This window comes from Kitasatospora humi (assembly GCF_020907985.1).
Classification (GTDB): Bacteria; Actinomycetota; Actinomycetes; order Streptomycetales; family Streptomycetaceae; genus Kitasatospora; species Kitasatospora humi.
Genome location: NZ_JAJJPA010000012.1, coordinates 115096 through 140366, shown reverse-complemented (window position 1 = coordinate 140366; position 25271 = coordinate 115096). Strand labels below are relative to the sequence as shown.

General features: G+C 71.8%; 21 protein-coding genes. 11 read left to right on the top strand and 10 right to left on the bottom strand.

What is annotated here, in order from left to right; genetic code table 11:
• The first annotated feature begins 24 nt into the window (after positions 1 to 24).
• Complete coding sequence (locus LN042_RS14765) at positions 25 to 702, top strand: uracil-DNA glycosylase (protein ID WP_230051651.1); 678 nt, start codon at positions 25 to 27, stop codon at positions 700 to 702.
• 135 nt (positions 703 to 837) lie between these two features.
• Here LN042_RS14765 and LN042_RS14760 read toward each other — a convergent pair whose 3' ends face one another.
• Positions 838 to 1761 (bottom strand): LysR family transcriptional regulator, encoded by a 924-nt coding sequence (locus LN042_RS14760; protein ID WP_230051650.1) that lies wholly within the window; start codon positions 1759 to 1761, stop codon positions 838 to 840.
• 127 nt (positions 1762 to 1888) lie between these two features.
• On the opposite strand from LN042_RS14760, the gene LN042_RS14755 reads away from it, so the two are divergent.
• Positions 1889 to 2935, top strand: coding sequence for a YncE family protein (locus tag LN042_RS14755; protein ID WP_230051649.1), 1047 nt, complete (start codon positions 1889 to 1891; stop codon positions 2933 to 2935).
• A 499-nt stretch (positions 2936 to 3434) separates the two neighbouring features.
• On the opposite strand, the gene LN042_RS14750 is transcribed toward LN042_RS14755, so the two are convergent.
• Positions 3435 to 4241: a hypothetical protein gene (locus LN042_RS14750; RefSeq protein ID WP_230051648.1), complete on the bottom strand. Its 807-nt coding sequence runs from the start codon at positions 4239 to 4241 to the stop codon at positions 3435 to 3437.
• A gap of 638 nt (positions 4242 to 4879) precedes the next feature.
• Here LN042_RS14750 and LN042_RS14745 point away from each other — a divergent pair.
• A complete protein-coding gene (locus tag LN042_RS14745; RefSeq protein ID WP_230051647.1) occupies positions 4880 to 5566 on the top strand; it encodes a hypothetical protein in 687 nt (228 codons plus the stop codon).
• 42 nt (positions 5567 to 5608) lie between these two features.
• Here LN042_RS14745 and LN042_RS14740 read toward each other — a convergent pair whose 3' ends face one another.
• Complete coding sequence (locus LN042_RS14740) at positions 5609 to 6574, bottom strand: Lrp/AsnC family transcriptional regulator (protein WP_230051646.1); 966 nt, start codon at positions 6572 to 6574, stop codon at positions 5609 to 5611.
• A 139-nt stretch (positions 6575 to 6713) separates the two neighbouring features.
• Between LN042_RS14740 and LN042_RS14735 the strand changes: the two genes are divergently transcribed.
• Complete coding sequence (locus LN042_RS14735) at positions 6714 to 8195, top strand: FAD-dependent monooxygenase (protein WP_230051645.1); 1482 nt, start codon at positions 6714 to 6716, stop codon at positions 8193 to 8195.
• Positions 8196 to 8478: 283 nt separating this feature from the next.
• Here LN042_RS14735 and LN042_RS14730 read toward each other — a convergent pair whose 3' ends face one another.
• A complete protein-coding gene (locus LN042_RS14730) occupies positions 8479 to 9189 on the bottom strand; it encodes a class I SAM-dependent methyltransferase (RefSeq protein ID WP_230051644.1) in 711 nt (236 codons plus the stop codon).
• A gap of 831 nt (positions 9190 to 10020) precedes the next feature.
• Here LN042_RS14730 and LN042_RS14725 point away from each other — a divergent pair.
• Positions 10021 to 11634, top strand: coding sequence for an XRE family transcriptional regulator (locus LN042_RS14725; protein WP_230051643.1), 1614 nt, complete (start codon positions 10021 to 10023; stop codon positions 11632 to 11634).
• Between the two features lie 65 nt (positions 11635 to 11699).
• On the opposite strand, the gene LN042_RS14720 is transcribed toward LN042_RS14725, so the two are convergent.
• Positions 11700 to 12323 carry an RICIN domain-containing protein gene (locus LN042_RS14720; RefSeq protein WP_230051642.1) on the bottom strand — a complete coding sequence of 208 codons (624 nt, stop codon included), beginning with the start codon at positions 12321 to 12323 and terminating at the stop codon, positions 11700 to 11702.
• A 758-nt stretch (positions 12324 to 13081) separates the two neighbouring features.
• On the opposite strand from LN042_RS14720, the gene LN042_RS14715 reads away from it, so the two are divergent.
• From LN042_RS14715 to LN042_RS14690, 6 genes are all read left to right on the top strand, one after another.
• On the top strand, positions 13082 to 14392 hold the full coding sequence (locus LN042_RS14715; RefSeq protein WP_230051641.1) for a hydroxyacid-oxoacid transhydrogenase: 1311 nt from the start codon (positions 13082 to 13084) through the stop codon (positions 14390 to 14392).
• 124 nt (positions 14393 to 14516) lie between these two features.
• Entirely contained in the window at positions 14517 to 15983 is a 1467-nt protein-coding gene (locus LN042_RS14710) for an aldehyde dehydrogenase family protein (RefSeq protein ID WP_230051640.1), read from the top strand.
• A gap of 178 nt (positions 15984 to 16161) precedes the next feature.
• A complete protein-coding gene (locus tag LN042_RS14705) occupies positions 16162 to 16707 on the top strand; it encodes a response regulator transcription factor (RefSeq protein WP_230051639.1) in 546 nt (181 codons plus the stop codon).
• A gap of 50 nt (positions 16708 to 16757) precedes the next feature.
• Complete coding sequence (locus tag LN042_RS14700; RefSeq protein WP_230051638.1) at positions 16758 to 17717, top strand: GlxA family transcriptional regulator; 960 nt, start codon at positions 16758 to 16760, stop codon at positions 17715 to 17717.
• Between the two features lie 45 nt (positions 17718 to 17762).
• Positions 17763 to 18815, top strand: a complete 1053-nt coding sequence (locus LN042_RS14695) for an aspartate-semialdehyde dehydrogenase (protein ID WP_230051637.1) — start codon at positions 17763 to 17765, stop codon at positions 18813 to 18815.
• Positions 18812 to 20023: an amino acid kinase family protein gene (locus LN042_RS14690; RefSeq protein ID WP_230051636.1), complete on the top strand. Its 1212-nt coding sequence runs from the start codon at positions 18812 to 18814 to the stop codon at positions 20021 to 20023. The genes LN042_RS14695 and LN042_RS14690 overlap by 4 nt, the downstream gene beginning before the upstream one ends.
• 69 nt (positions 20024 to 20092) lie before the next feature.
• Here LN042_RS14690 and LN042_RS14685 read toward each other — a convergent pair whose 3' ends face one another.
• The 5 genes from LN042_RS14685 to LN042_RS14665 all read right to left on the bottom strand — a co-directional run bounded on the left by LN042_RS14685 (position 20093) and on the right by LN042_RS14665 (position 25208).
• Positions 20093 to 21199, bottom strand: a complete 1107-nt coding sequence (locus LN042_RS14685; RefSeq protein WP_230051635.1) for a M14 family metallopeptidase — start codon at positions 21197 to 21199, stop codon at positions 20093 to 20095.
• A gap of 80 nt (positions 21200 to 21279) precedes the next feature.
• Positions 21280 to 22068, bottom strand: coding sequence for a hypothetical protein (locus LN042_RS14680; RefSeq protein ID WP_230051634.1), 789 nt, complete (start codon positions 22066 to 22068; stop codon positions 21280 to 21282).
• An 11-nt stretch (positions 22069 to 22079) separates the two neighbouring features.
• Positions 22080 to 22808 (bottom strand): hypothetical protein, encoded by a 729-nt coding sequence (locus LN042_RS14675; protein WP_230051633.1) that lies wholly within the window; start codon positions 22806 to 22808, stop codon positions 22080 to 22082.
• Between the two features lie 45 nt (positions 22809 to 22853).
• Entirely contained in the window at positions 22854 to 23942 is a 1089-nt protein-coding gene (locus tag LN042_RS14670) for a hypothetical protein (protein ID WP_230051632.1), read from the bottom strand.
• Positions 23943 to 24137: 195 nt separating this feature from the next.
• Positions 24138 to 25208 carry a hypothetical protein gene (locus LN042_RS14665; RefSeq protein ID WP_230051631.1) on the bottom strand — a complete coding sequence of 357 codons (1071 nt, stop codon included), beginning with the start codon at positions 25206 to 25208 and terminating at the stop codon, positions 24138 to 24140.
• Positions 25209 to 25271: the final 63 nt, after the last annotated feature.

The following is a 25271-nucleotide window of genomic DNA, read 5'->3' as shown; positions in this document are numbered from 1 at the left end:
GGTCTGGGCCGATAGGGTGACTTCATGGCACCGCGTCCGTTGCATGAGATCGTCGAACCCGGCTGGGCCGAGGCCCTGGCACCGGTGGCCGGGCGGATCGCCGCCATGGGGGACTTCCTGCGGGCGGAGATCGCCGCAGGGCGCACCTATCTGCCCGCCGGGCCGAACGTGCTGCGGGCGTTCCAGCAGCCGTTCGCCGACGTCCGGGTGCTGATCGTCGGTCAGGACCCGTATCCGACGCCAGGGCACGCCGTGGGCCTGAGCTTCGCGGTGGCGCCCGAGGTGCGGCCGCTGCCCGGCAGTCTGGTCAACATCTACCGGGAGATGGGCCAGGACCTCGGCTGCCCGCCGCCGAGCAACGGTGATCTGACCCCGTGGACCGAGCAGGGCGTGCTGCTGCTCAACCGCTCGTTGACCGTGGCGCCCGGCAAGCCGGCGGCGCACCGGGGCAAGGGCTGGGAGGAGGTCACCGAGCAGGCGATCCGCGCCCTGGTGGCCCGGGGCGGCCCGCTGGTGGCGATCCTGTGGGGCCGCGACGCCCGCAACCTGCGTCCGCTGCTGGGCCAGGTGCCGGCGATCGAGTCGGCGCACCCGAGCCCGATGTCGGCGGACCGCGGGTTCTTCGGGTCGCGGCCGTTCAGCCGCGCGAACGAGCTGCTGGTCAAGCAGGGTGCGCAGCCGGTGGACTGGCGGCTTCCGTAGGCCGGTTGAGTTGGGCGATGAGGACCCGGGTGCGTTGAGCGGTGTGCACCGTGAAGTAGCAGGTCGCGGGCCTCTGTGACGCGTGGACAACCGCGGGTGGCGGCGGGCTCCGCTCGGCAGGTGTGCGCCCGTCGCTCAGGGGGAGTCCGCCCCCTGGGCTCCCTCGCCTCTCCGCGCCCGCCGGACGGCCGCCGCCAGGTGATCGCGGAACCAACGGTTGCCCGGGTCGGCCGAGTTGCGCGGGTGCCAGGCCATCCCTAGTTCCAGTGGGGCGAGTTCGAGCGGGATCGGGAAGGTGCGCAGTCCCAGCGCGGCGACCGTCTCCGGCAGCCAGTCCGCCAGGCCGAGCGCGACCAGGTCGCTGTCCCGGGCCAGCAGCATCGCGCTGGTGTGGCTCGGCACCACCACCGCCACCCTGCGGCGCAGCCCGCGCTCGGCCAGCGCGGCGTCGATCGGGCCGAGTTGCCTACCGCGTCGTGAGACGCCGATGTGGTCGGCTGCGGCGTAGCGCCGGGCGGTGATCCGCCCTTCGAAGAGCGGATGGCCGCTGCGGGCCACGCCCACCAGTGGCGCCCGGACCAGCGGCCGGGTGCGGATCTCCGGATCGAGCTGTCCCAGCACTCCCACCTCGACGTCCACCGGCCCCTGGCGCAGGGCGGGCCCGCCCTCCAGCGTCTCCGACAGGAACACCACGTCGACCTTCGGCGCCTCGGCACGGATCCGCTCGGTCAGCGGGCCGGCGACCCGGACGAGCAGGACGTCGCTGGTCTGCACGGTGAAGGTCCGTTCCAGGTGCGCGGGGGCGAAGCCCGCCCCGGGTCGCAGCACGTTCTCACAGCCACGCAGCAACGCTCTGACCTCCTCCCGGAGTTCGAGCGCCCGCGGGGTCGGCACCATCCCCTGGCCGGCCCGCACCAGCAGCGGATCGCCGACCGCGCGGCGCAGCCGGGACAGCGTCCGGCTCATCGCCGCCGGCGAGGTGCCGAGCCGCTCGGCGGCCCGGGTCACGCTGTGCTCCTGGAGCAGGGCGTCCAGGGCACGGAGCAGGTTGAGGTCCATCCACGGCTCCTGAGCTGCACTTTTGCGTTCGGGGCAACTATTGCGTGCCAATCCTTGCATTGTTGCGCCGCCCCGGGGTGCCCAGAGTGGAAGTCGTCCGCACGGAAGTCCACTTCAGGGAGCCGCTGTGCCCGCCACCCTCCGTACCCACCTCGCCGGTGACGTCCTCGCCGTCGTCAGCCAGAGCGGCCCGACCGTCTCATTCTTCGACGCCGCCACCGACCGACTCGTCGACACCGTCGAAGTCCTGGCCGAGCCGCACGAGTTGTGCTTCGACCCGACCCAGCGCCTGCTCTGGTGCGCTTCCGCGTACCACGGTGGCTACTACCACGCCCACAACGGTCGGCGCACTGAACTGACCGTCATCGACGCCGACACCCGCCGGATCGTCGAGGTGGTCGACCTCGCCCCCGAACACGGCCCGCACGGGCTGGCGTTGGACACCGCCCGCCGCCGCCTGTACGTCAGCGTGGAGGGCGGCCCGGACCGCCCCGGCGGCGTGGTGGTCATTGACACCGAGACCCGCCGCCCGATCGGCCGGATCGACACCGACGCGCCCGGGCCGCACTGGTTCGCCATCTCCCCGGACGGGCACACCGGCTTCGCCACGAACAAGGAGGCCCCGTTCGTCTCGGTCGTGGACCTCGACCGGGGCACCCTGACAGCCAAGGTCGAAGTCCCCGGCAGTGAGGGTCTCGCCGTCTCCCTCGACGGCACCCGCGCGTACGTCGCCGGGCCTTACCTCGGGTTCGCCGCGAAGCCCGGCGCGACCCCGGGAATCCGCGTCGTCGACGCCCGGTCGGCCGCGGTCGTCGCCACCATCCCAACCGACTCCCCCGCCCTCCCGGTCCACCTCACCCCGACCGGCAAGCTGCTGGCCGGCGAGGTCCGCTCGGCCCCCGACCCCGGCTCCGCCCTGGGCCGCCAACTCCCCGGCCGTCTCACCGTGTTCTCCGCCGACGACCACCGCCGACTCGGCAGCGTCGAGGTCGGCCGGTTCCCCCTGACCATCACCTCCTCCCCCGACGGCCGCCTCGCCTACGTGTCCTGTGTAGTCTCCTCCACCGTCGACGTCATCGACCTCGACACCCTCACCCCGGTCTCCCGCCTGACCGTCCCCAAGGCCGCCGAACCCGGCGCCCACGGCCTCGCCTATCTGCCCCGCCCGGCCTGACCCGCGGGCCCCGGTCCCGGGCTGCACGGCGGGGAAGAGCGAAGGGGGGCGAGACCAGTGATCCCTGGCTGCCACGGGGGCGGCGCGCATCCGTGCGCGCCGGCGATCGTGCACGCCCCTGCCGGCGGTCTGGGGGAAGCCGCGGAAGCCGCGGTGTCGGCGGTCTTCCTCGACGTGGCGGTCGACGACATGGCGGTCGACCCGGCGCCGGGCGTCGTACGCGCGGGTCCTCGGGGGTTGTCTCGGGCGTCGGCCAGGCGGTGCCGTCCGGGCCGTCGACGGTCAGCCGATGACGATGACGGGGTGGTCGGCGGGGGTTGATCCAGCCGGCGCCGGCCGCGTGCGTCTGGCGCGGCTGGGATCAGAGGCGCCGACGGGCCAGTGCCGAGACATCCGCCTTTGCCGAGCGGCTCAGGGCGCGCACGCGTGAGCGGAAGCCATGCATTCGTCCAACTGCGCACGCGCCCCGGCGTCACGGGGAGGTCCCGCGTGGGGTCGGTTACCAGTTGCCCCAGGTGCCGGTGCTCCACAGAGGGGTGCCGTTGCCGGCGTAGATCACGAAGTTGCCGTCGTTCTGGAGCTTGGCGGTCGCGCCGGCGTGTCCCGAGACGCCGTTGGACCAGATCCAGCCCCTGCCCCAGTCGTAGACCCCGAGGAAGCCGCTGCCGCCGCTGTCCATCATCGCGGTCGCGCCGGGGTGGTTCCAAGTCCTGGTGGACCACAGGGCGGCGCCGTCCCGCTTGCGGTAGAGCACGAGGTTGCCGTCGGACTGCATCACCAGCCAGACCGAGTTGGACTCGATCACGTCGCCGGATGCCAGGCCGGCCATGGGGGTGATCGCCTGCTGGAACTGGGTGTGGCTCTGCCACCCCGACCCGTCATGTGGGTTGGTCACGAAGAGACTGCCGTCGAGCAACTCGACGAAGCTATCCGGGTGGTTCCACGTCCGGCTGCTCCACAGTGCGCCGCTGGCACTCGGGCCGCCGTGGCGGTACACGACGAAGTTGCCGTCCGACTGCATGTAGGCGTAGGCACCCCAGTTGCCGTAGGTGCCGCTGCTCCACAAGGCCGGGCCGTGGTTACCGTCGGGGCCGAGCAGGTAGAGCACCAGGTTGCCGTCCGCCTGCATCACCAGGCTGGACTCACCGCTGGTCAGGCTCTGCCCCGGCTGCAACTGCTGTCCGCTCTGCAGGTAGGCGGGTGAGCCGGTCGTCGTGGCGGACGCGCCGACGGCCGGCGCCGACACGGCGATGGCGGCAGCGCCGAGCAGGGCCGCAGTGGCACGGCCGAACCGTTTCTTTCGCATGGAACGGGATCCCCCTCCGTTGTGGGAAGCCATTCATATCGTCTGATGGTCGCAGCCGCTACGAAAAATGGGGCCCGAGCTGACTGTGACAAGAGCTGACGCCAAGACAGCTCCGCGCGCTGGTCGTCACGACGCAGTAGGAGCGTGTCCGGTTTCCGCCCACGCGGGAGTTCCGAGATCACTGGTGTCGGAGCGAAGGCCGGGCTTGGATGATGACGGCAGCAGAGTGGGTGGAGCGGTGGGTCGAGAGCCCGCCCGTCGTGCCCACGAATGTACTGCGGGGAGCTCCTCGATCACATCGGCGAGGAGGACAACGAGGAGTAGCAGGGAGCCTCAGTGCGCCCGCATTGGTGAACTCCGCGGCCGGTTCCGAGACTTGCGGGCCGCGTGGTCTGAAGAGGCTGTTCAGCGATCATCACCCAGAACGCCACCCTCGAACAGCGCGTCCGCCAACTCGCCGCCGACAGCCCAACCCTCGACGAGCGGCTCAAGGCCACCCGTTCCCGCGGGCGCGTGCGCTTCCCGGACCGCCGCGTCGTGGGTGTCGCTTGCCGGAGTGATTCTCGGCCCGCCTGGCCGTTCCGGCAGGTGGCGTTCGGATCTTTCGCTGTGACGGCCGTTGAGGGAGAGTGTCGGTCGTGATCATCCTGTTCTTCGGAATCCCTCTTGCGTGCTGGGCGTTGGCGGCCCGGACGTTCAGGGTGGGCTGGATCGTCGGGACCGTGCTCGGGCTCTGCGCGCTGGCCGAGGTCGCGCTGACCGAGGAGTGGATCCTCGCCGGCGCGAAGGTCACGCTGCTGCTGGCGTTCGGGCTGGCGACCGTGGTGGTCCTCGGCACGGGCATCGTTGTCGAGGGGCGTCGCGTCGGGGTGCGCGAGCTGAGGTCGTCCGGGGTTCGGGGTGTCGTCGGCCTGATCCTCTCGGGCCTCTACTGCGTCCTCGGCCTCGGGTACGTCCTGCTGACCGTCCTCTTGTATGTGGTCAACGGGCCGGTCGCCGCCACTCCTTCCAGCGCGGAGGTACTGCCCCTGCCCGCCGGGCTGGCCGTCGCAGAAAACCGCGAGTGGTGCGGATCCGGTTCGCAGACGATCTGCACGCGGGAGATCCAGGTGCGGAGCAAGACGGGACTCCCTGACGACGCGGTGGTCCGACAGCTCCGGGACCACTTGACGCAGACCGGCTGGCAGTTGGCGCCGGATACGACCGGCAGTTGGGGCGGCTGCCGAGACGAAGGCCGACTGCTTGACCGGCAGCAGGTGTGCGTCGACGTCCAGGACGATCAGAACGGGCTGTTCGTGCTCGTGGAGACCGCCGATTCCTGGTAGACGCCGGTCCAGGACGTGGGGGGCGAGGCCCTGAGGAGTTCGCTACGGCCGGTTCGCGGCCTGCTTGACGGTCTTGATGACCGGCGCCGTCTCCAGGTGCGTGACGGCGGGCAGTGCTGCCACTCTGGTGGTCAGGTAGCGGTACAGCGCCCGCTGGTCGGGGCAGATCACGGACGCGTAGATGTTCGTCGGGCCGGTGGTGGCGGCGGCGAACGCGACCTCGGGGTGGGCGGCCAGCGCCTCGCCGACCTCCTCCAGGTGTGCGGGGGCGACCGTGAGCCACAGTTGGGTCCGGGCGCCGAGGCCGAGCAGGCGCCCGTCGCAGTCGATGTCCAGGTAGAGCACGCCGTGTTCGCGCAGCTCCGTCATCCGGCGCCGGACCGTCGTCGGTGACCAGCCGGTCACCGCGGCCAGTTGCTCCAACCCGGTGCGGCCGTCGGTGGCGAGCGCGGCGAGCAGCTTGCGGTCGCCGTCGTCGAGCCGTACCGGGCCTGGCCGGTGCGGGAGTTGGGGCGGGCGCAGGGCTGTGACCGCCTCCGCGTCCAGCGGGCCGAGCTTGGCGATGACGCTGTCCTGGCCGCCGTAGAAGGCGTGCAGCACCGAGTGCGCGCTCACCCCCTCCACGCGCGGGGTGCGGGGGAGGCGGGCCAGCAGCAGCGCTTCGCTGTCGGCCGCGTTCTCGGTGCGCACCGTGCAGGTGATCTCGGTGCCGCCGGAGGTGAGGTTCACCCAGGAGGTGTCGGGGCGTCGGGCCAGTGCCTCGGCGACCGCGACCGCCGCGGAGGGCGCGCAGCGCACCCGCAGCAGCCACAGCACCGCGCCCAGCGCCGTCGGGTCGACCCCGCCGACCACCTGCACCGCGCCGGTCGAGCGCAACCTGGCGTACCGGCGGGCGACGGTGCGATCGGACACCCCGAGGACCCGGGCGATCGTGCTGAAGGGGGCCCTGCCGTCGACCTGTAGGGCGTGGACGAGTTGACGGTCCAACAAGTCGTAGTCGGATTCCATCTCGTCAAGGGTAGTCGGCGTCGGATATCGACACGATCGGGCCGGTTGCTGGTCCGGTGGCTCCCGCCGGACGAGCGTTGTTCCCGTGCCCGGAGCAACTGCCCCGCGGCACGGCTGAATTACCGACCAGGGAGAAACCATGGACACCGACGTACTCGTCGTCGGAGCGGGCCCGACCGGAATGACGGCGGCCAACGAACTGCTGCTGGCCGGGGTGGCGACCGTGCTGGCCGACAAGCTGCCGCAGCGCAGCGCACTGTCCAGGGCGGGCGGCATGCAGTCCCGAACGCTGGAGGTGCTCGACCAACGCGGGCTCCTGGAGCCGCTGCTGGCCGCTGGGGACCATCCGGTCGGGGTCGGCCACTTCGCCGGCATACCGCTGCCCGCCGACTCCGCCCCGCGCCACCGGCTGCCGTGGCGCTCCGTGCCGCAGGTCGCGCTGGAGGGCTTCCTCGAACGGCACCTCGAAGCGCGCGGCCTGCGGGTGCGGCGGGACCACGAACTGGTCGAGCTCGCCCAGGACACGGACGGGGTGACCGCGACCTTCGCCAACGGCTCTGCCGTCCGCGCGCGTTACCTCGTTGCCGCCGACGGCGGCCACAGCACGGTGCGTTCGCTGCTCAAGGCCGACTTCCCCGGCAGGGCGGGCACCGCGACCACGATCGCCGCCGACGTGCGGCTGAGCGGTGCGGACGGTCTGGCGACGCACACCCGCAGCGCGGACGGCCAGTGGGCGGCGGTGTTCCCGCTCGGCACCGACGCCCAGGGCAGGCCGCTGCGCAGGCTCGCCATGGGCGGGCCGGGCCGGTCGCTGCCCAGGGAGGTCCCGGTCACCGAGGAGGAGATCCGCGACGGCCTGCGCGCCGTGTTCGGGGAGCGGGTGGGCCTGCTCGAACTGTGCTACGCCCGCCGGATCACCAACGCGGCCCGCCAGGCCGCGCAGTACCGGCACGGCCGGGTGTTCCTGGCCGGCGACGCCGCCCACGTCCACCTCCCGCTCGGCGCCCAGGGCATGAACACCGGGATGCAGGACGCCTTCAACCTGGGCTGGAAGCTGGGCGCCGCCGTGCGGGGCTGGGCACCGCAGGGCCTGCTCGACACTTACCACACGGAACGCCACCTGGCCGGGGCCGCCGTGCTGCGCAACGTCCAGGTGCAGAGCCTGCTGATGGACTGGACGGGCACCCGAGACCCGGATGTGGCCGCCACCCGCGAGCTCTTCGCCGAGTTGGTTGAACTTCCGGACGTGCAGCGGTATTTGGGCGATCTGATGGCCGGGATGGCGATCCGCTATCCGATGCCGGACGGCGACCCGCACCCGCTGCTCGGCCGCCCCGCCCCGGACATGGACCTCGGCCCGGCGCGCCTGCACGAACTGCTGCGCTCCGGACGCGGCGTCCTGCTGGATCCGGACGACTCCTTCGCCGAGGCCGCCACCCCCTGGTCGGACCGGGTGGACCGGGTCGGCCGGTGTGCCCCCGCCGAGCCGATGCTCATCCGCCCGGACGGCTACGTCTGCTGGGCCGCCGCCACGCCGCAGACCCTGCGACTCTCCCTCACCCGCTGGTTCGGCGCCCCGAACCCGAGCGCCACGCCGACGGCCCGCTTCAGGGGGCGGTGAGCCGCAAGGGGCTGGGTGCGGCGCAGGAGGTGCCGTCTCTTCGGCTCCCGGCAAGTCCAGTCGGGCGAACGACCTGCTGGTGGAGCAGGGCGCGCAGCCCGTGGACCGGCGACTGCCCTGGGACCCGTGTGATGCCGGATCACCCGGCCGCTCGCCGGCCGGATCAATGCGGCGTCCTCCAAAGGCGCGCACCAGGGGGACTTCCGTTCGGCGGTGCGCCGACCGCAGCGCGTGCGGCTGCGACCGAAGGCCGTCGACGGAGGTCCCCTGCTCATGGCAACGCCTACTTGGCGGCGGTGGTGGGCTTGCGGGCCCGGGTCAGTAGGGAGACACCCGGCAGGCCCTTGACCGGCAGGTAGCGCTCGGCGGCGATCATCGCGCTGAGCGCCTTGTTGGTGAGGGCCGGCACGTCGTCCAGGTCGCTGCCGGTGCTCTTCTTCCGGCGCCAGGCGGCGGCCGGGCGCAGCAGCACGTTCCAGCTCTCCAGCGTCTCCATGGTGAAACCGCTGCCGACGATCACCTTGCGCAGGGTGTCGCGGGTGTAGCGGCGGACGTGGCCGACCGCGACGTCGTGCGCCGACCAGAGCTTCATGTCGCTCGGCACCGCGATGAGCGCCACCCCGCCCGGGCGCAGCACCCGGTGGATCTCGGCCATCGCCGCGTCGTCCTCCTCGATGTGCTCCAGCACGTCGAAGGCGACCACCAGGTCGATCGCGCCGTCGGCGATCGGGAGCCTGCGGGCGTCGGCCCGCATCACGGTGAGACCGCGGTCGCGGGCCACCTGGGCGCCCTCCGCGCCGTACTCGAGGGCGACCGGCCGCCAGCCGTGTGCGCGCAGCACCCGGGTGTTGCCCCCGCCCGCGGCCCCGATGTCCAGCGCGGTGCCCGCCTTGCTGAACTTGGCAAGCTCCCGCCCCAGCAGTACCCGCCTCTCCTTGTACCACCAGTGCCGGTCTTCGAGCTCGGCGAGTTTGCGCACCTCGTGGCCTTCCACGGACCCTCCCAGACTTCTTCGTCTCCTTGGTCGTCGCGGAACGTATCATCCGATTGGCCGAAAATATGAGCGTTTGGCGGGGTCAATTTTCAAGGGCACGACTTCACAGCTCAGGGCAGTCCGGTTGACCGGGTCGCACTGCCGGACGGGCGCCGGCGGGGCGGCCCGGCGCTTGGCCGTGCACCTGGCGAAAAAGCCACGACCGTTGGGCTTCGCGGTCGACCCGCCGGTGCGGAACCTTCCGGGCGGTCCGCCGTTCCACGGCAGCCGGGGCCGGGGGGAGTTGCGGAAGCCGCCCCCGGCGGAGGCACGGTGTGAGGTGTGGCCGCGCTGGAGGCAGCTCAAGCAGGGGCGGCTGCTTGCCTCCCGGCCGGGTGACGAGATTACCCGTGCAACACACCGAACCTTGCGTTGGGTTGGGCGTTGAGTGATCCTGGTAGCGGTGTGCGGGTGCCGTAAGCGTGCCGACATCGGGGGAGAACGGGACGTCGGGGGAGACCATGAACGCGCTCAAGTACGGGCCAACCATGAACGCACCGGGCGCCGTTGGCGCCGCTGACCGGTTCGGCCGGCGACCGGATGCGCCGATCACGGGCTGAGACGGCACCTCGCGTCGTACCGCCCGGGCAGTGACCGCGATTCCCGGCTCCAGACCGGGATGGTGGTGCGGGCATGACGAAGCATCGGATTCCGCAGCGTGCCGAGTGCACACGACCGGCCGCGCACGCATGGCCGCGCTCTCCGGCACCCGGAGGGCGGGCCGCCTGACCGCGGTGGGTGAGACGCGTCCACCCGCCGGTGGTGGCGCCCTACCGCGCGTTGGAGACACTCATGCCGTTCGTATGGTCCCCGCTGCCCGACGAGTTACCGCCGACCGCTCGCCGGCTCGTCGTCGAACTGCGGGCCCTGAAGGACGCCCGGGGCCTGTCCTTCCAGGAGATCGGCCGGCTGACCCACTACAGCCGAGCCTCCTGGGAGCGCTGGCTCAACGGGAAACGGCCGGTCAGCCGACCGGCACTGGAGAGCCTGTTGGCTGCGCTCGGCACTGACAGCGGCCGGCTGCTGCAGCTCCTGGACGAGACGGAGCAGGCCGCCGCGGCACCGCGGCCGCCGCTGGCGGAGGCGCCGGATGCGGCGGAGGCATCCCGGCGGCTGGCCCAACTGCCGGCGGTGGTCGCTGATTTCGTCGGACGGACCGAGAAGATCGACGGCCTGGCCGAGGTGTTGCTGCACAGTTGCGGCGCGCCCGGCCAGGTGCCCATCGCCGTGCTGACCGGAGGCGGGGGGTACGGCAAGACCGCTTTGGCGCTCCAGGTGGCGCACTCGGTCGCCCGGCACTTCCCCGACGGCCAACTGCACGCCGACCTGCGCGGCACCGGCCCGGCGCCGCGCGACCCCGCCGAGGTGCTGGCCGGCTGGTTGCGCGACCTCGGGCAGATGCCCGAGTCGCTGCCCGACGACCTGGACGCCAGGGCCGCCAGGTTCCGCAGCCTGCTGGCCGGCAAGCACTGCCTGGTGGTGCTGGACGACGCACTTGACGCGGCCCAGGTCGGCCCGCTGCTGCCGGGATCCCGCGGAAGCGCCGTCCTGATCACCAGCCGCAACCGGCTGGCGAGTCCGCCCGGTGCCGTGCGGGAGCACCTCGAAGAGCTGCCCGCCGAGGACGCGCGGTGTCTGTTCGGCCGCATCGTCGGGGCTTCCCGGGTGGCGGCGGAACCGGCGGCGGCCGACGCGATCCTGACGGCCTGCGGCGGTCTGCCGCTCGCGGTGCGGCTCGCTGCGACCCGGCTGGCCAACCGGCCCGAGTGGTCACTCGCCCATCTGGCCGAGGCGCTAGAAGGCGAGGCGTACCGTCCCGAAATGCTCCAGGTCGAGCCCCTTGGTTTCACCCGACTCATCGACGGTGAAGGCGAGTTGAGCGCCGCTCGGGCGCTGCGGCTGCTCAGCCTGTTCCCCGCCCCGGAGCTTCCGCTGCCGGCTGCCGCCGCACTGTTGGGCATGGACCCGTGCCGGACACGGGGGCTGCTGGAGCAGCTGGTGGATGCCAGCCTGCTCGGCACCGTCGCGCCCGACCGGTACCGGATGCACGACCTGCTGCGGGCCTGCGCCCGGGAGTACGCCCGGCGCGACCTCGCTCCCGCCGACCAGCTGGCCGCGTCCCGCCGGGTGATCCGCTGGTACGCCCACACCGCCGAGCACGCCCTGGCCCTGATCCGGTCGCGACCCACCCACGTCCCACTGGAACCCGAGCCGCCGCTCGGACTCGTGAGCGGCCTCGCCGACTCCGAGCAGGCGGTGGCCTGGTGCAGTGCCGAACGGGCCAACCTCGCCGCGGTCATCCGCCTCGCGTTCTCCCTCGGCCGGCCGGTCGAGGCCCGGGTGCTCGCCACGGCGCTGCGGCCCTGGCCGGAGCCGGAGACGAGAAGGCGGAACGGCCGGCCCTGAACTCGACAGCCGGCCGTTCCGCGCTCACGCTGACGGCTCAGCGCGCTGATCCGCCTTGTGCGGGGTCAGTTGACGAGCGACCACAGGTGGTCGTCGTAACCGCCGTTCGCCCAGGAGGCGTTGTAGCAGGGGTACATGGTCAGCGGCAGGTTGTTCGCCATGTCGCTGCCGTCACTGGCCCAACCGGACACGTCGAGGCAGAGGCCGGAGGCGAGGTTGACCACCTCGGTCTCGGTGCTGTTGACCCAGATTCGGTAGAACTCCTGGTTGTCGTTGTAGGGGTAGGAGTAGTTGCAGGTGTAGGTGGACACCCTGGTGCCCGCCGGGACGGAACCGTAGTTCGGCAGGTCCATGCACAGACCGCTCTTGTCGTTGACCAACTCGTAGAGCTGGACGCCGTTCACCGAGCGGGTGGCCTCCCAGTCCCACATCTGGTTGTCGCCGGGTCCCAAGGTGCAGTTGTACTGCGTCACGGGGGTGTTGACCGGGTTGGAACCGTAGTTGGGCAGGTCGGCGCACTTGCCCGTGGTGTCGTTGTAGAGGGCGAACTGTCCCGCGAAGGTGACGTGCGTGCTGGTGCCGGCCGCGTGCGCGCTCACCGTGCCGGCGAGGGGGGCGAGGATGGCGATGCCGCTGATGGCCATCAGTCGGATCGCGCGGTGCCGTTTCGGCGAGGTGCTGCTCTTCATGGCTGTTGACCTTTCCTGGACGTTGCTCTGAGGGTCGTGCCGGCCCGATCTCGGCGCCGTGGTTCCCGTCGGCCGGGCGGTGTCCGTACCGCTGTCAGGATCCTTGGCGCCGGACCGTCGGCAGCCAAGAGGCGCAACCGTCCCTGAGACAGTCACCGCGGCAACCGGCCGACCAACTGCTCGATGGGATGCCTCTCCACCCGAGTGGCGACGCCAGGAGGAGGACGACGAGCAGCGGGCACGGCCGCCCTGTCGCGCGTGGGGGTTCATGGGGACGCAGGCCGGGCAGCGCCCGGATGTTTGTTCGCACCCGAGTTCCATGGCCGCCCGGCGCTGACGCTCGGCCGGGAAATACCGGCGGAGCGTCCAATTCCCCAGGGAGCGGAATTCTCCGGATTCCGCCGGAGGGGGCGCGGTCGAGCGCTGCCACATCGGCCCCGACCCGTTTACCGCAGATACACACGAGGGCAAGGAGGGCTGGGCTGTGCCATGGGAGAACAGAGGCGCAGGCCCACGTGACGGCCGGATGGGGGCCGTGGTGCGTCGGGGTGGTCAGTGGGCATCCATTCGCCTTGTGGGGATACGGAGTTGACGGCTCATTGAGGGGATGTTCGATCCAGGATTCGTTTGGTAACCTTCACAGCGAACTTCTGGCATGGCCATGATCTTGAATTCTGCGGCCGTCATACGCGCGCCCCGCACGGGCCTGCGCCTTCCAGTCGCACTGGTCGGTTCACTAGCGAAAGCGAGAGCAGACGGTGGAGCCATTTGCGGGGATCGGCGACAACGCACCGGAACACGAGAGGATCATCGGCTGGCAGGCGCCGCCGCTGAAATTCGGTGTCGGCGCCACCCGGGAGCTCGGGTACGAGTTGGCCGCCGCCAAGGTCCGCTCGGTGCTGCTGGTGACGGACCCCGGGCTGGCGGCGCTGGGCCTGCCCGCCCGGGTCGCCAAGCAGCTCGAGCAGGAGGGGCTCTCGGTTTCACTCTTCGACCGTGCCCTGGTGGAACCCACCGATGAGAGCTGCACGCTGGCCGCCCGCGAACTGGAATCCCTGGAGGTGGACGGCTACGTCGGCCTGGGGGGCGGCAGTTCGATCGACACGGCCAAGATGCTGAACCTGCTGCTCAGCTACCCCGGCCACCCGGTCCGCGACTACCTCAACCCGCCGATCGGCGCCGGCCGCCCGATACCCGGTCCGCTGAAGCCGCTGGTGGCAGTGCCGACCACGGCCGGGAGCGGGAGCGAGTGCACCGCGATGGTGGCCCTCGGCGTCACGGGGCTGAACGTGAAGACGGGGATCAGCGACCTGCGGCTGCGTCCCACGCTGGCCCTGGTCGACCCGGTGAACACGCTCACCCTGCCCCCGGCGGTCACCGCCGCCTCGGGCTACGACGTGCTGACGCACGCCTGCGAGTCGTACACGGCCCGTCCCTACGACCGTCGTCCCCCGTACCCCTCGCCCGCGGACCGGCCGCTGTACGTCGGCGCCAATCCGATCAGTGACATCTGGGCGGAGGAGGCACTGCGCCTGGTGGGCCGCTACCTCCGGCGGGCCGTCCTCAACTCGGCCGACCTGGAGGCGCGGACGGGGATGAGCCGGGCGGCCACGTTCGCCGGGATGGGCTTCGGCAACGCCGGCACCCACATCCCGCACGCCTGCGCGTACCCGATCGCCGGCCTGGTGCGCGACTACCGTCCCGACGGCTACGCGGTCGACCACGCCATGGTGCCGCACGGCGCGGCGGTCGTCTCCACCGCTGCGGCGGCGTTCCGCTTCACCTATCCCACCGCGCCCGAACGCCACCTGCGGGCCGCCGAGTTGCTCGGTGCGAACCTCAACGGCATCACCGCCGCGAACGGTGCGGACGTGCTACCGGCCACCCTGCGGAGCCTGGTGGCCGACACCGGAGGGCCCGGGGGGATCGCCGGTTTCGGATACACCCAGCGGGACCTCCCCGCGCTCGTCGACGGAGCGCTCAAGCAGCAGCGGCTGCTGGTGTGCTGCCCGCGTGACGTCGGCGCCCGCGACCTCCAGAGGATCCTGGCGGAATCACTGGCCGACTGACCGCCGGCCCCCGCACCCCCAGCCCGAGGAGCGACCAGTCCGAGGAGCTACCACTCCGAGGAGCGACCAGTCCGAGGAGCTTCCAGCCCGGAGAGCGCGACGACCCGAGGAGCTTGACGCTGGCATGAGCACATTGAACACGGTGGACCACCCGGCCGTCATCGCGGCGAAGAAAGTGGCCACGGAGGAGTGGATCGAGGTCCTGGACCCGTCGGACGGCCGGCCGTTCGCCCGGGTGCCGCGCTGCGGTGCCGCGGAGGTGGCCGAGGCGGTGGCGGCGGCCAGGGACGCGTACGAGACGACCTGGCGCTTCACCACGGCCGCCGAGCGGTCGCTGGTCTGCCGCCGGATCGCCCAGGGCCTGCGCGCGGCGCGCTCGGAACTGGCCGCCCTGGAGACCCGCGACACCGGCAAGCCGATCAGCCAGGCGCGGACCGACGTCGACGTGGCGGCGCGCTACTTCGACTTCTACGCCGGCGCGGTCGAGGCGCTGGGTGGAGAAACGATTCTCTCCCAGTCCGACCTGCTCGCCTTCACCCTGCGGGAGCCGTACGGGGTGTGCGGGCACATCATCCCGTGGAACTACCCGCTCCAGGTCGCGGCCAGGACCGTCGCACCCGCGCTGGCCGCCGGGAACTGCTCGGTGCTCAAACCGGCCGAGGACGCGCCCCTGACCTCCCTCCGGCTGGCGGAGATCGCGCTCGAAGCCGGGCTGCCCCCCGGGGCGTTGAACGTCGTGCCGGGATACGGGGAGGAGGCGGGGGCCGCGCTCACCGGCCACCCCGGTGTGGACCGCCTGGCCTTCACCGGATCCCGGGAGGTCGGTGAAGCGGTGATGGCCGCCGCGGCGCGCACCATCGTCCCGGTCACCCTGGAGCTCGGCGGGAAGTCGCCGCACATCGTCCTCCCGGACTTCGACGCCGAGGCCGCCGTACCGCTGATCGTCCGGTCGATCACCGAGCACGCCGGCCAGAACTGCTCCGCGGGCAGCCGGCTGCTGGTGCACGAATCCGTGCACGAGGAGCTGGTCGCGGCCCTGGTGGAGGCGTTCCGCGGGCTGCGGATCGGCGCGGGGACCACCGATCCCGACATGGGGCCGCTGATCTCCGCGAAGCAGCATGCCCGGGTGCTCGACTACCTGGCCCAGGGCCGGCGGGACTGCGTCCTCGCCACCGGCGGTGGGGTGCCGGCGGGGGCGCAGTACACCGACGGGTTCTACGTGGAACCCACGATCTTCGACCGGGTGGCACCCGATCACCGGCTCTTCAACGAGGAGGTCTTCGGCCCGGTCCTGTGCGTGTCGGCCTTCGGCTCGCTGGACGAAGCCGTCGACCTCGCCAACCGGACCAGCTACGGGCTCGCCGCCGGCGTCTGGACGTCCGACGTCGCCACCGCCCACTGGCTGGCCGGGCAGCTGCGGGCGGGCCAGGTCTTCGTCAACAACTACAGTGCGGCCGGCGGAGTGGAACTGCCCTTCGGCGGCTACAAGCGCTCCGGCATCGGAGTGGAGAAGGGGCTGGAGGCGCTGCGCGAGTACACGCGGTGCAAGACCGTGGCGATCAACACCCGGCCGCGCGGCCGGTCGCTCTGACCCTGCCGGGAACAACCCCGGCGCGATGCGGAACAGCGCTACCCGGAACACCTGTGACGGCGTGCGGAGCACCTGCGGTGTCCGCACCGGAGAAGGCACCGGGCCGTCAGCAGAGCACAGTGAGTTGCCGTCCGCGTGAAGGGATTTGCACCTGATGAAACATGGCGGTCCGAGGGGAATGGCAGCGTTGCGCGGACGGGCGGACTGCCGGTCGTGCGGCGCACAGCTCTCGCCGGTCGCGGCGCTCGCCGAAGCCGTCGACCGGATGCACGTCGTCCTGAGCGAGGTGCGCAGCGCCCTGGACGTCCAGGAGAAGGTGATCGAGAGCCTGCTGACCGAGGCCGAGGCCGAGGCCGAGGAGGAGGGCGACCGGGAATCCCTGGCCGGCACCCCTGCGGTGGGCCTCGATCCGACCTGTTGCGAGGCGCTCTCCCTGCTGACGGCCCGCGAGCGTGAAGTGCTGCTGCTGGTGGCCCGGGGGAACTCGAACCGCCGCGTGGCGACGTCACTGGGGATCTCCGAGAAGACCGTCAAGAACCACCTGTCCGCCGTCTTCTCGAAGTTGGGCGCGTCCGACCGCACGCATGCGGTGGTCATGGGCATCCGGGGCGGCGTCGTCGCCATCGGTGAGGACTACGGCGATGCGCTCCGGTCCGCAGCCGCGGACGGGTCGGGCCACCTGAACGAGCCATGCTGCCAGGGTACGGAGCCGGCTGGCCGGTAAACAGCTGATGGAAAGTCAGGATCCCACGATTCCCTGCCATATTAGGGCCCATGCTGAAGAAAGTGGCAGCTGTGCTGCTGGACAACGTCCATCCCTTCGAACTCGGCGTCGTGTGCGAGGTGTTCGGCATCGACCGGCAGGCGGACGGGCTGCCCGCCTACGACTTCGCCGTGGTCGCCGCGGAAGCCGCCTCGGTGCGGGCCGTTCCCGGGTTCACCATCAGCACGCCGCACGGACTGGACCGGCTGATGGACGCGGACCTCATAGCGATCCCGGTGGGCGACAACTTCCACACCCGGGACTTCCCGCCGGATCTGCTGGAGGCCCTGCGGGAGGCCGTGGCGCGCGGCGCCAGGGTGCTCAGCGTCTGCGTCGGAGCGTTCGTCCTCGGTGCCGCCGGCCTGCTGGACGGACGCCGCTGCACCACGCACTGGCGCTACGCCGACGCACTGGCCCGGCGCTTCCCCAAGGCGCGGGTCGAACCGCACGTCCTGTACGTGGACGAGGACCCGGTGCTGACCTCGGCCGGCACCTCCGCCGGCATCGACGCCTGCCTCCACCTGGTGCGCAAGCTCCAGGGCAGCGAGGTCGCGAACGGCATCGCCCGCCGCATGGTCGTCCCCCCGCACCGGGACGGCGGCCAGGCGCAGTACATCGAACGACCGGTGGCGGAGTACCGCGAGGGCGGCGTGCGCGACGTACTGGCATGGATGGCGCGCCACTTGGACCAGGAGCTGAGCGTGGAACAACTCTCCGCCCGGGCCTGCATGTCGCCCCGCACGTTCGCCCGCCACTTCCGCATGGAGACCGGCACCACCCCGTACCGCTGGCTGCTGGGACAGCGGGTGCTGACCGCCCAGCGGATGCTGGAGAGCACCAACGAGACCATGGAGGTGGTGGCGGCCCGATCGGGTTTCGCCAACGCCGCTGCGCTCCGGCACCAGTTCGTGAGGTCCCTCAACACCACCCCGATCGCCTACCGCCGCGCGTTCCGGGGGCCGTCCACCTGACGGCGACGACCGAGGCCCGCACAAGGGCACGAGAGGAGCACGGGAATGCTGCGCATCGCCGTCGTGGGCGCGACCGGAGCCGTCGGCCGGGAATGCCTGAAGCTGCTCGACCGCGGGACCGTACCGGTGGGCCGGGTGGTGCCGGTCGCGTCCCCCCGGAGCCTCGGGCGCCGGCCGGCGGCCGAGCTGGGGTTGTCGCTGGCGGTGGACCCGATGACCACCGTCGAGGCCCTCGATCCCCGGGAGCTGGATGTCGCCGTCTTCTGTGCGGGCGCCGAGCTGAGCAGCCGCGAGGCGGAGCGCCTGGCCGCGGCCGGCGTCCTGGTGGTCGACAACACCTCCGCGTTCCGGATGCGGCCGGACGTGCCGCTGGTCGTCCCGCAGGTGAACCCCGCAGCGCTCGCCCGGCGCCCTGCCGGCAACCTGGTCGCCAACCCCAACTGCTCGACCATCCAACTGGTCCGCGCCCTGCACCCGTTGCACGAGCTCGCCGAACTGGAGGGCGTCGTGGTGGCGACCTACCAGGCCGCGTCGGGCGGCGGTCTGCACGGGCTGGCCGAACTGGCCGGGGAGTCCGCCAGGTTGCTGGCCGACCCGGAGGCGCAGGGCGCGCCCAACGGCCGCTTCGGACAGCCGCTGGCCTTCAACCTGGTGCCGGAGATCGGCCTCCAGGACGACACCGGCCTCAGCCACGAGGAGCGCAAGCTGGTCCGCGAACCGCGCAAGATCCTCGGCCTGCCGGACCTGCGGGTGAGCGCGACGGCGGTGCGGGTGCCGGTCTTCCACTGCCACTCGGAGGCGGCGCACATCAGGCTGCGCCGACCGGTCAGCACCGCGCAGGTCGAGCAGGCGCTGGCCGACACACCCGGCCTGCGGGTCTACCGCCGCTCTGACGCCGCCCCTTCCTACCCGATGCCCAGGACGGTCTTCGCCGACGACGAGAGCCGGGCTCTGGTGCACGTCGGGCGGATACGCGTCGAGCCGCAGGACCCGCGGTCGGTCGCGGTCTGGATCGTCGCCGACAACCTCTGGGTGGGCGCCGCGCTCAACGCGGTGCAGATCGTGGAACTCGCCGTGAAGTACGGGTGGTTGAGTTGACCTCCGAAATCGGCTCGGACGTACCGCCGTTGGTGCTGAAGTTCGGCGGTTCCTCGTTCGCGCAGCTGGACGGCTACCGGCGGGTGGCCCGCTACGCGGCGCGGCGGGTCGCCGAGGACAAGCAGCCGCTGGTCCTGGTGGCGAGCGCGATGTCCGGTACCACGGGCCGGTTGCAGCAGACGCTGGACGCCGTGGCGGCCGACCCGCCGGCGGCGGCGGCCGCCATGCTGCTGACCAGCGGTGAGACGGTCAGCGTGGCCCTGCTCGCGGCCGCCCTCGATGCCGCCGGCCTGCCCGCCCGCCCGCTGTCGGCGGCGGACACCGGGCTGCTCGCCGCCGGACCGCCCGACCGGGCAGGGCTGCGCCGGGCCGAACCCGCCACGCTGCGAGCGGCTTTGGACGGCTGTCCGGTCCTGGTCGTCCCCGGTGGCCAGGCCGTGGACGAGGCCGGCCGGACGGTCATGCTGGGCCGCAACAGTTCGGACCTCTCGGCGGTCGCCGTCGCCGGCGCGCTGGGCGCCCCCGTCTGCGAACTCTTCTCGGACGTCCCCGGGGTGTGCACGGCTGACCCCCATCTTGTGCCGACCGCGCGGACCATCGCCCGGATCAGCTACGAGGGCGTGCGGCGGATGTCCCGGCACGGTGCCAAGGTCGTCCACGAGAGCGCCGTCGACTGGGCCGAACGCACCGGTGTCCGACTGCACTGCCGGCCCTTCCCCTGGGAGCGGGGGCCGGCCGCGGGGACGTTGGTCGGGGTCGGCCCGGCCGCCGCCTCGGTGGTGGTGCACCCCAACAGCGAGGTCTGGCGGTTCCGGACGGCGTCGGAGCGCCGGGCGGCCGCGGAGCGCCTGCGGTCGGAGGGGCTGGCGACCACGGCGGTGGACGCGGCGGGCGGCGCCCACCTGCTGGTGCCGCGCGGGGCCCGCGGCGCGGCGCGGCACCTCGGCTCCGCGCGGCACCAGGACGGGCTCAGCGTGGTCACCACGGTGCGGGCGGACGGCGGCGTCGACCACGTCCTGGTCCGGCGCGACGAGGCCGAGGCGGAGGCCCGCCGCCGCCACGATCTGCTCTACCCGGACCCTGCGGGCGCCGAGGCGGCGGTGCTGCCGCTGTCGGCCAAGGCGCGGTCGGCGTACAGCGACATGCTGGTCGGCGACGGCCGCTCCGCGCAGGGGAGCGTGCCCTCCTCGCCCTCGGAGAGCGGGTGACGGACGTGCCGCCGGGCCGGTACCCGCACTGTCACTCGGTGCGGGTACCGGCCCGGCGCCGACCGGGCGTCAGGCCCGTGGGCCCGGCTTGGCGTCGGCGAGCCCGGTGAGGGCCTGGTCGAAGACCTCGCGCGCCCGTCGGAGGACCTGGGAGCGCCACAGCTCGTCCGCCGCCGGGCAGAACGCCGTGCGGATCAGCTGCTTGAGCTCGGAGCGGACCGCCTCGGCCGGCTCCCGGTGCTGGTGCAGCCAGTTGTCGGCGCACAGCGCGAGCAGCACCTCGGGGCCTGGAAGGGTGCCGAACTCCAGCGTGATGGCGGTGAGTTCACTTCCCGCGCCGAGACCGTCGGCGACCGCGGCCGCCGTGTTGCCGACGATCGGCGTGGAGGACGAGGTGCCCTGCTCCGAAGCCGTGAGCGCGTCGCCGTACCAGCGCCGGGCCCGGTCGAACGCGCCGGCGTCCCGGCCGCCGCGGAAGATTGGTTCGCCGACGCCGCGCTCGCCGAGCCCGGTGTGCAGGTCGATGTAGGCCACGTGCGCGGCCCCGGCGACCTGCTCGGCCACGACGGCCCGGAACACCCGGTGCGACCAGCACGCCTGCCGACCGCCGTAGAACAGGCCGTCCGGGTGGCGGTACTGGCCGCGGGTCACCGCCTCCTGGAGGACCCGCGGACCCAACCGCTCCTGGAGCCCGGTCAGTTCCGCGACCAGCGTGCTGGGGGAGAACGCGCCGGCGTCCGGCGGCACCAGTGCCGCGTGCACCAGCTCGTAGGCGTCGTTGTGCGGCGGGTCGTCGTGGTCGACGAAGTTGCGGTTGAGGTCGATGTTGTCCTCGTTGACGCGGCGCAGGTGGGCGAAGCCGTACGGGTTGAGCGCGTGGACGAGCAGCACGCCGGTGTCCCGGCCGGCGGACCGCGCCACGCCCTCCCCGAGCAGGATCCGGGTCTGGCACGCCGAGCCGCAGAAGCCCTCGATGCCGTGCGTGCCGGAGACCGTCACCAGCAGCTTCGCCGGACCGGTCGGACCCAGGTAGGCCGTGTCCACGCAGAGTTCACCGCCGTCGGGCCCGCGGTGCTCCGGCAGGACGAAGGTCCGCAGCCGGGCGCCGGCCGCCTCGGCCGCGTGCCGGAAGTCCGAGCGGGCCCGGGCGTAGTCGGTCGGGAACAGGTCGGTCATCGGTCTCGCGCTCCTGGAGTCGTGGATGCGGACGACGGGCCCGGGGCCGAGAGCGGCCCCGGGCCCGTAGGTCGGCGGGTTCAGTCACGTTCGGGCGGCGACGGCACGCCCCGGGCGGGCACGCCCAGGGCGGCCAGGATGGCGTGCGCCCCGGCCCGGGTGGGCACTCGCAGCATGCACAGCACCCGGTCGCCGGGCTCCGCGTTGGCGGCGAAGTAGGCGTTCGCCTCCGGCACGTAGCTCGTCGGCCGCTCGTGGTAGAGGTCCACCGGGAGCCCGATGCCCGCGATGACGCCCCGGGCCGGATCGAAGGGCGCCCCGGGGGCGAGTGCCCCGGCCACCACGGCGGCCAGCGCCGCCGCACCGGGGTCCAACCGCCCGGACAGGTCCGGGTACATGGTGATGTCGGGGTGCCCGCTGAAGGCCGACATCGCGCAGTGCACCACCGGGTTGTACGTCTTGAGCGCGATCACCTGGGGGAACGGGCGGCCGTCCGCCAGCAGCCGGGCGAAGTGGACGGACCAACTCCGGCCGAAAACCGGACCGTTGCGGTACTCGTCCCCGACGAACTGGACCATCACGTGCAGGCACGCGTGGCCGGACGGGATCGTCACCCAGCGCGAGGTGAGCAGGGAGACGACCAGGTCCCGCTCCCGGTCGACGCCGGCCACGATGTAGTCGGCGTCGACCAGCATGTCGCGGCGCAACTCGAACAGTTCACGCATCCGCAGGCCGGGCATGGTTTCCACCAGGCCGTCCACGATCCACTTCTCGGTGCCGGGCGGCAGTTCCGGGCCGGGCGGCAGGGCCAGCACCTCGACGGTCCGCGACCCGGTGGAGCGCGCCGCCGCCCGGGCGTCGTCGTTCACCGGAGGCCGGCTCAGACGTCCGCCGACGTGGGCAGCGGGATCTGGGCCCCGGCCTTGCCGAGCACGGTGATCTGGTGCAGCTCCACGAAGTAGAGCTTCCACAGCCAGTAGACGTGCCGCAGGTGCTCGATGACCTTCTTCTCATCGGCCTCGGTGGTCACCAGCGAGGACAGCACCCGCCACACGAAGTCGTCGTGGTCGTCGTCGAGATCGGTGTTGACATGGGCTCGGGCGCCCTTGACGTTCTCCTCGCCGAGCACGTTCCCCAGGTTGTCCAGCCAGTCCGGCTGGGTGCGGGTGGTGACGTACTCGACGAAGTAGACGCTGGTGATCAGGGCCAGCGGGCTGTCCTCGAACTCCATGCCGTACTGCAGGTATCCGGTGAGCAGCTTGGTGGAGAGCAGCGGCTCGGTGGAGTAGATCTCGTCCTTGCCGACCCCGACCTTGGCCAGGTCGGCGGCGAACAGCCGGTCGTGCAGCATCTCGTCGTCGGTGTAGTGCGCCCACGCCTTGGCCTGCACCGGGTCGACCTTGGTGAAGTACTTGATGGCCAGCGCGTCGACCGTCCGCTTGCGGCGCAGCCGCAGGATGGTCTCGATGTTGTGGCGCTTGTAGTAGTCCAGGTTGAGGTCGGCGGCGCTCTTCTGGTGCTGGGCGAACGGGACCGTCTCGTAGAAGTCCGCGATGAAGCCGTCGAGGATGGTGTCGACCTGCTTGCGCAGCTCGGGGTTGACCGTCATGGAGTGCTCCCTCCTTGGTGGAGAACGGGTGGCTGGTGGCCGGCCTCAGTGGCAGCCGCAGCTCGCGCTGGACACCCGCCGCATCCGGCCGCGGGGCACTGCCTTGCGGGCGCCCAGGACGGCGCTCCCGTCCGAGGCCAGCAGTGAGCTGTGCGGGCAGAGGAACGCCAGCGCGAACCTGGTGGTCGGGGTGATCCCCAGGCCGAGGTTCACGACGCCGTCGGTGGCGCCGTACACCTCGTTGGCCCCGCAGTTCGCCGGGATGATCTCCGTGGTGGTGTTGATGCCGAATCCGAGTTCCCAGATGACCCGGTAGCGGGGGTCGTCGGTGAAGAGGCTCTCCAGTGCCGCGGCGGCCGGTTTGCCCCCCGGGGTGTTCGGGGTGACGTCCTCGACGGACCCGGCGGCCACCCGCAGCGTGACCGGGTGGGAGACCAGGGGCGCGAGCGCCTCGAACAGCCGCTGCTGATCGGCGGCGTCGGCCGGGTCGGCGTGCCGGTGCACGATCGGCCAGCCGCGCAGCGTGAGGTCACCGGTGAGACCGAGCAGCCGCGCCTCCGGTCGGAAGGTGGTGATCTCGGCTGCTGTGACGCTCAACTTGCCCGAGGGAAAGATCTGTTGGTCGCCGGGGTCGAGCGGGCCCGCCTGCTGGTTCCAGACGCAGTCCCCGACCGTGTGGTCGAACTCGGCCTCGGTGCCCGCGGAGTCGTCGACGATGGCCAACCGGTCGCTGCTCTCGATCCGCTCGAAGAACTCGTCGGCCACCACGGCCTGTTGAGCGATGTCCGTCCGCGCCGCGGACTCCAGCAGGGAGCGGATGTGCTCGGCGGTCAGCGGCGTGGAGCCGGCCGGCAGTATGACGAGCTTGCGCGAGCCGAGCTGCTGTGCGGACGGCGAGTCGAGGAACCGGCCGGGGCAGACCGCGAGCACGTGTGCGTCCGGCGGGACGCTCGCGGCGATCAGTTCGCCCAGGCTCGTGCCGGCCGGGAGCGACCGGTGGATCACCCGCGCACAGCCGCGGTCGGGCAGCAGGTGGAGCGGTGTGCTGCCGTCCGCACTCGTGATCAGGCAGAACGTTTCGGCCGGATCGCCGAACTGGCCGAAGGCGCTAGTGGTGAGCTCCAGCGGTGGCACGGTGAACTCCCTTACGGGGGACGGCGGGAACCCCGTGGCGGGGCGGCTTGAGCGCCCCGCCACGGGTCGGTACTCAGCCGAGCAGCGTGCCCAGGTAGTTGCGGTTCTTCTGAACCTTGATCTTCTTCATGGCAGTCACCTCCTGTCGGTCGGACGGAACATGCGTGCACCCGGAACGGTCGGCGGGGCGGCTGCTCAGTCGGCAGCCACGACCCGCTCCACCGTCGGGTGGTCCAGGTGGCCGATCAGCGCGGTGCCGTTGCTGCTCAGGACGCGCGTGTCGGGCGAAATGATGTCCAGGTGGTACTGGGTGTACGGGGTGAGGCCGAGCCCGTAGTGCAGGCAGCCTTCGGTGCCGCCGTACACCTCGTTCATGGCGTGGTTGCCGGGCAGGATGTCCAGCGCGGTGTTGAGGGCGTGGCCGATCTCCCAGACGATGCGGTAGCGGGAGTCCACCGCGAACATCTGCTCCAGCATGTCCACGGCGGGTGCGGCCCCCGGGTGCAGCGCCTGCAGCCTGGTGATCCTGCCGTCCTCGACGGTCGCCTTGATCGCGTGGTGCTGCATCGCCGCCAGGCGGGAGTGGATGCGGGCCTGGTCGGCACGGGAGAACGAGGGGGTCCCGTTGTGCAGGATCGGGTACCCGCGCAGGGTGATCTCGCCCTCCAGCGGCAGCTTCAGTGCCTCGTCGAACTCCCTGATCTCCACCGGCAGCACGCTGATCTCGCCGGACGGCACGATCTGCTGGTCGCCCCAGTCCAGCGGCCCGGCCTGCTGGTTCCACACCAGGCCGTCGCGCAGGTGGTCGAGCACCGCGCGGGTCCCGTGCTCCGGGTCGACGTACGCCAGGTGCTCGCTCTCCTCGGCGATCTCGAAGAAGGTGTCGCAGAACGCCGCCTGCTCGGCGGCCGAGGTCCGCTCCATGATGCCGAGGAAGTGCCGGATCTCGGCGAGCGAGGTGGGCGTGGAATTGCACGCCATGCCCATGATCTTCCGCTGCCCCACGAGTTCCGGGTCGGGCGATGCGAAAAACCGGTGCGGCGAGATCACCAGAACGTGCGCCGGCTCCGGAATGCTCTTCTCGAGAAGGTCCTCGAAGCGGTCTCCGGCGCCCATCGGAACAGTGAGGAAGCGACGGTAGGGGGCGGTTTCCAGGACTTCGATCTGCTCCACCAGCTCGGGGTTGGTGACCAGGCAGAAGGTACTGCCGGTGGCTGCACCGAATTGGCTGAACCGCCCTGGATCGATGGAAATCTCTGCCGACATGACGCCTCCCGTAACCACTTTGGCGACTTTCCTTCGCCGCGTTCACCACTGTGGCTCCCGGAG

Excerpts from the sequence above, each read along its gene's own strand:
- LN042_RS14765 (WP_230051651.1), top strand. The coding sequence starts at position 25 with ATGGCACCGCGTCCGTTGCATGAGATCGTCGAACCCGGCTGGGCCGAG.
- LN042_RS14760 (WP_230051650.1), bottom strand. The coding sequence starts at position 1,761 with ATGGACCTCAACCTGCTCCGTGCCCTGGACGCCCTGCTCCAGGAGCAC.
- LN042_RS14750 (WP_230051648.1), bottom strand. The coding sequence starts at position 4,241 with ATGCGAAAGAAACGGTTCGGCCGTGCCACTGCGGCCCTGCTCGGCGCT.
- LN042_RS14740 (WP_230051646.1), bottom strand. The coding sequence starts at position 6,574 with ATGGAATCCGACTACGACTTGTTGGACCGTCAACTCGTCCACGCCCTA.
- LN042_RS14735 (WP_230051645.1), top strand. The coding sequence starts at position 6,714 with ATGGACACCGACGTACTCGTCGTCGGAGCGGGCCCGACCGGAATGACG.
- LN042_RS14725 (WP_230051643.1), top strand. The coding sequence starts at position 10,021 with ATGCCGTTCGTATGGTCCCCGCTGCCCGACGAGTTACCGCCGACCGCT.
- LN042_RS14720 (WP_230051642.1), bottom strand. The coding sequence starts at position 12,323 with ATGAAGAGCAGCACCTCGCCGAAACGGCACCGCGCGATCCGACTGATG.
- LN042_RS14710 (WP_230051640.1), top strand. The coding sequence starts at position 14,517 with ATGAGCACATTGAACACGGTGGACCACCCGGCCGTCATCGCGGCGAAG.
- LN042_RS14705 (WP_230051639.1), top strand. The coding sequence starts at position 16,162 with ATGGCAGCGTTGCGCGGACGGGCGGACTGCCGGTCGTGCGGCGCACAG.
- LN042_RS14700 (WP_230051638.1), top strand. The coding sequence starts at position 16,758 with ATGCTGAAGAAAGTGGCAGCTGTGCTGCTGGACAACGTCCATCCCTTC.
- LN042_RS14695 (WP_230051637.1), top strand. The coding sequence starts at position 17,763 with ATGCTGCGCATCGCCGTCGTGGGCGCGACCGGAGCCGTCGGCCGGGAA.
- LN042_RS14685 (WP_230051635.1), bottom strand. The coding sequence starts at position 21,199 with ATGACCGACCTGTTCCCGACCGACTACGCCCGGGCCCGCTCGGACTTC.
- LN042_RS14675 (WP_230051633.1), bottom strand. The coding sequence starts at position 22,808 with ATGACGGTCAACCCCGAGCTGCGCAAGCAGGTCGACACCATCCTCGAC.
- LN042_RS14665 (WP_230051631.1), bottom strand. The coding sequence starts at position 25,208 with ATGTCGGCAGAGATTTCCATCGATCCAGGGCGGTTCAGCCAATTCGGT.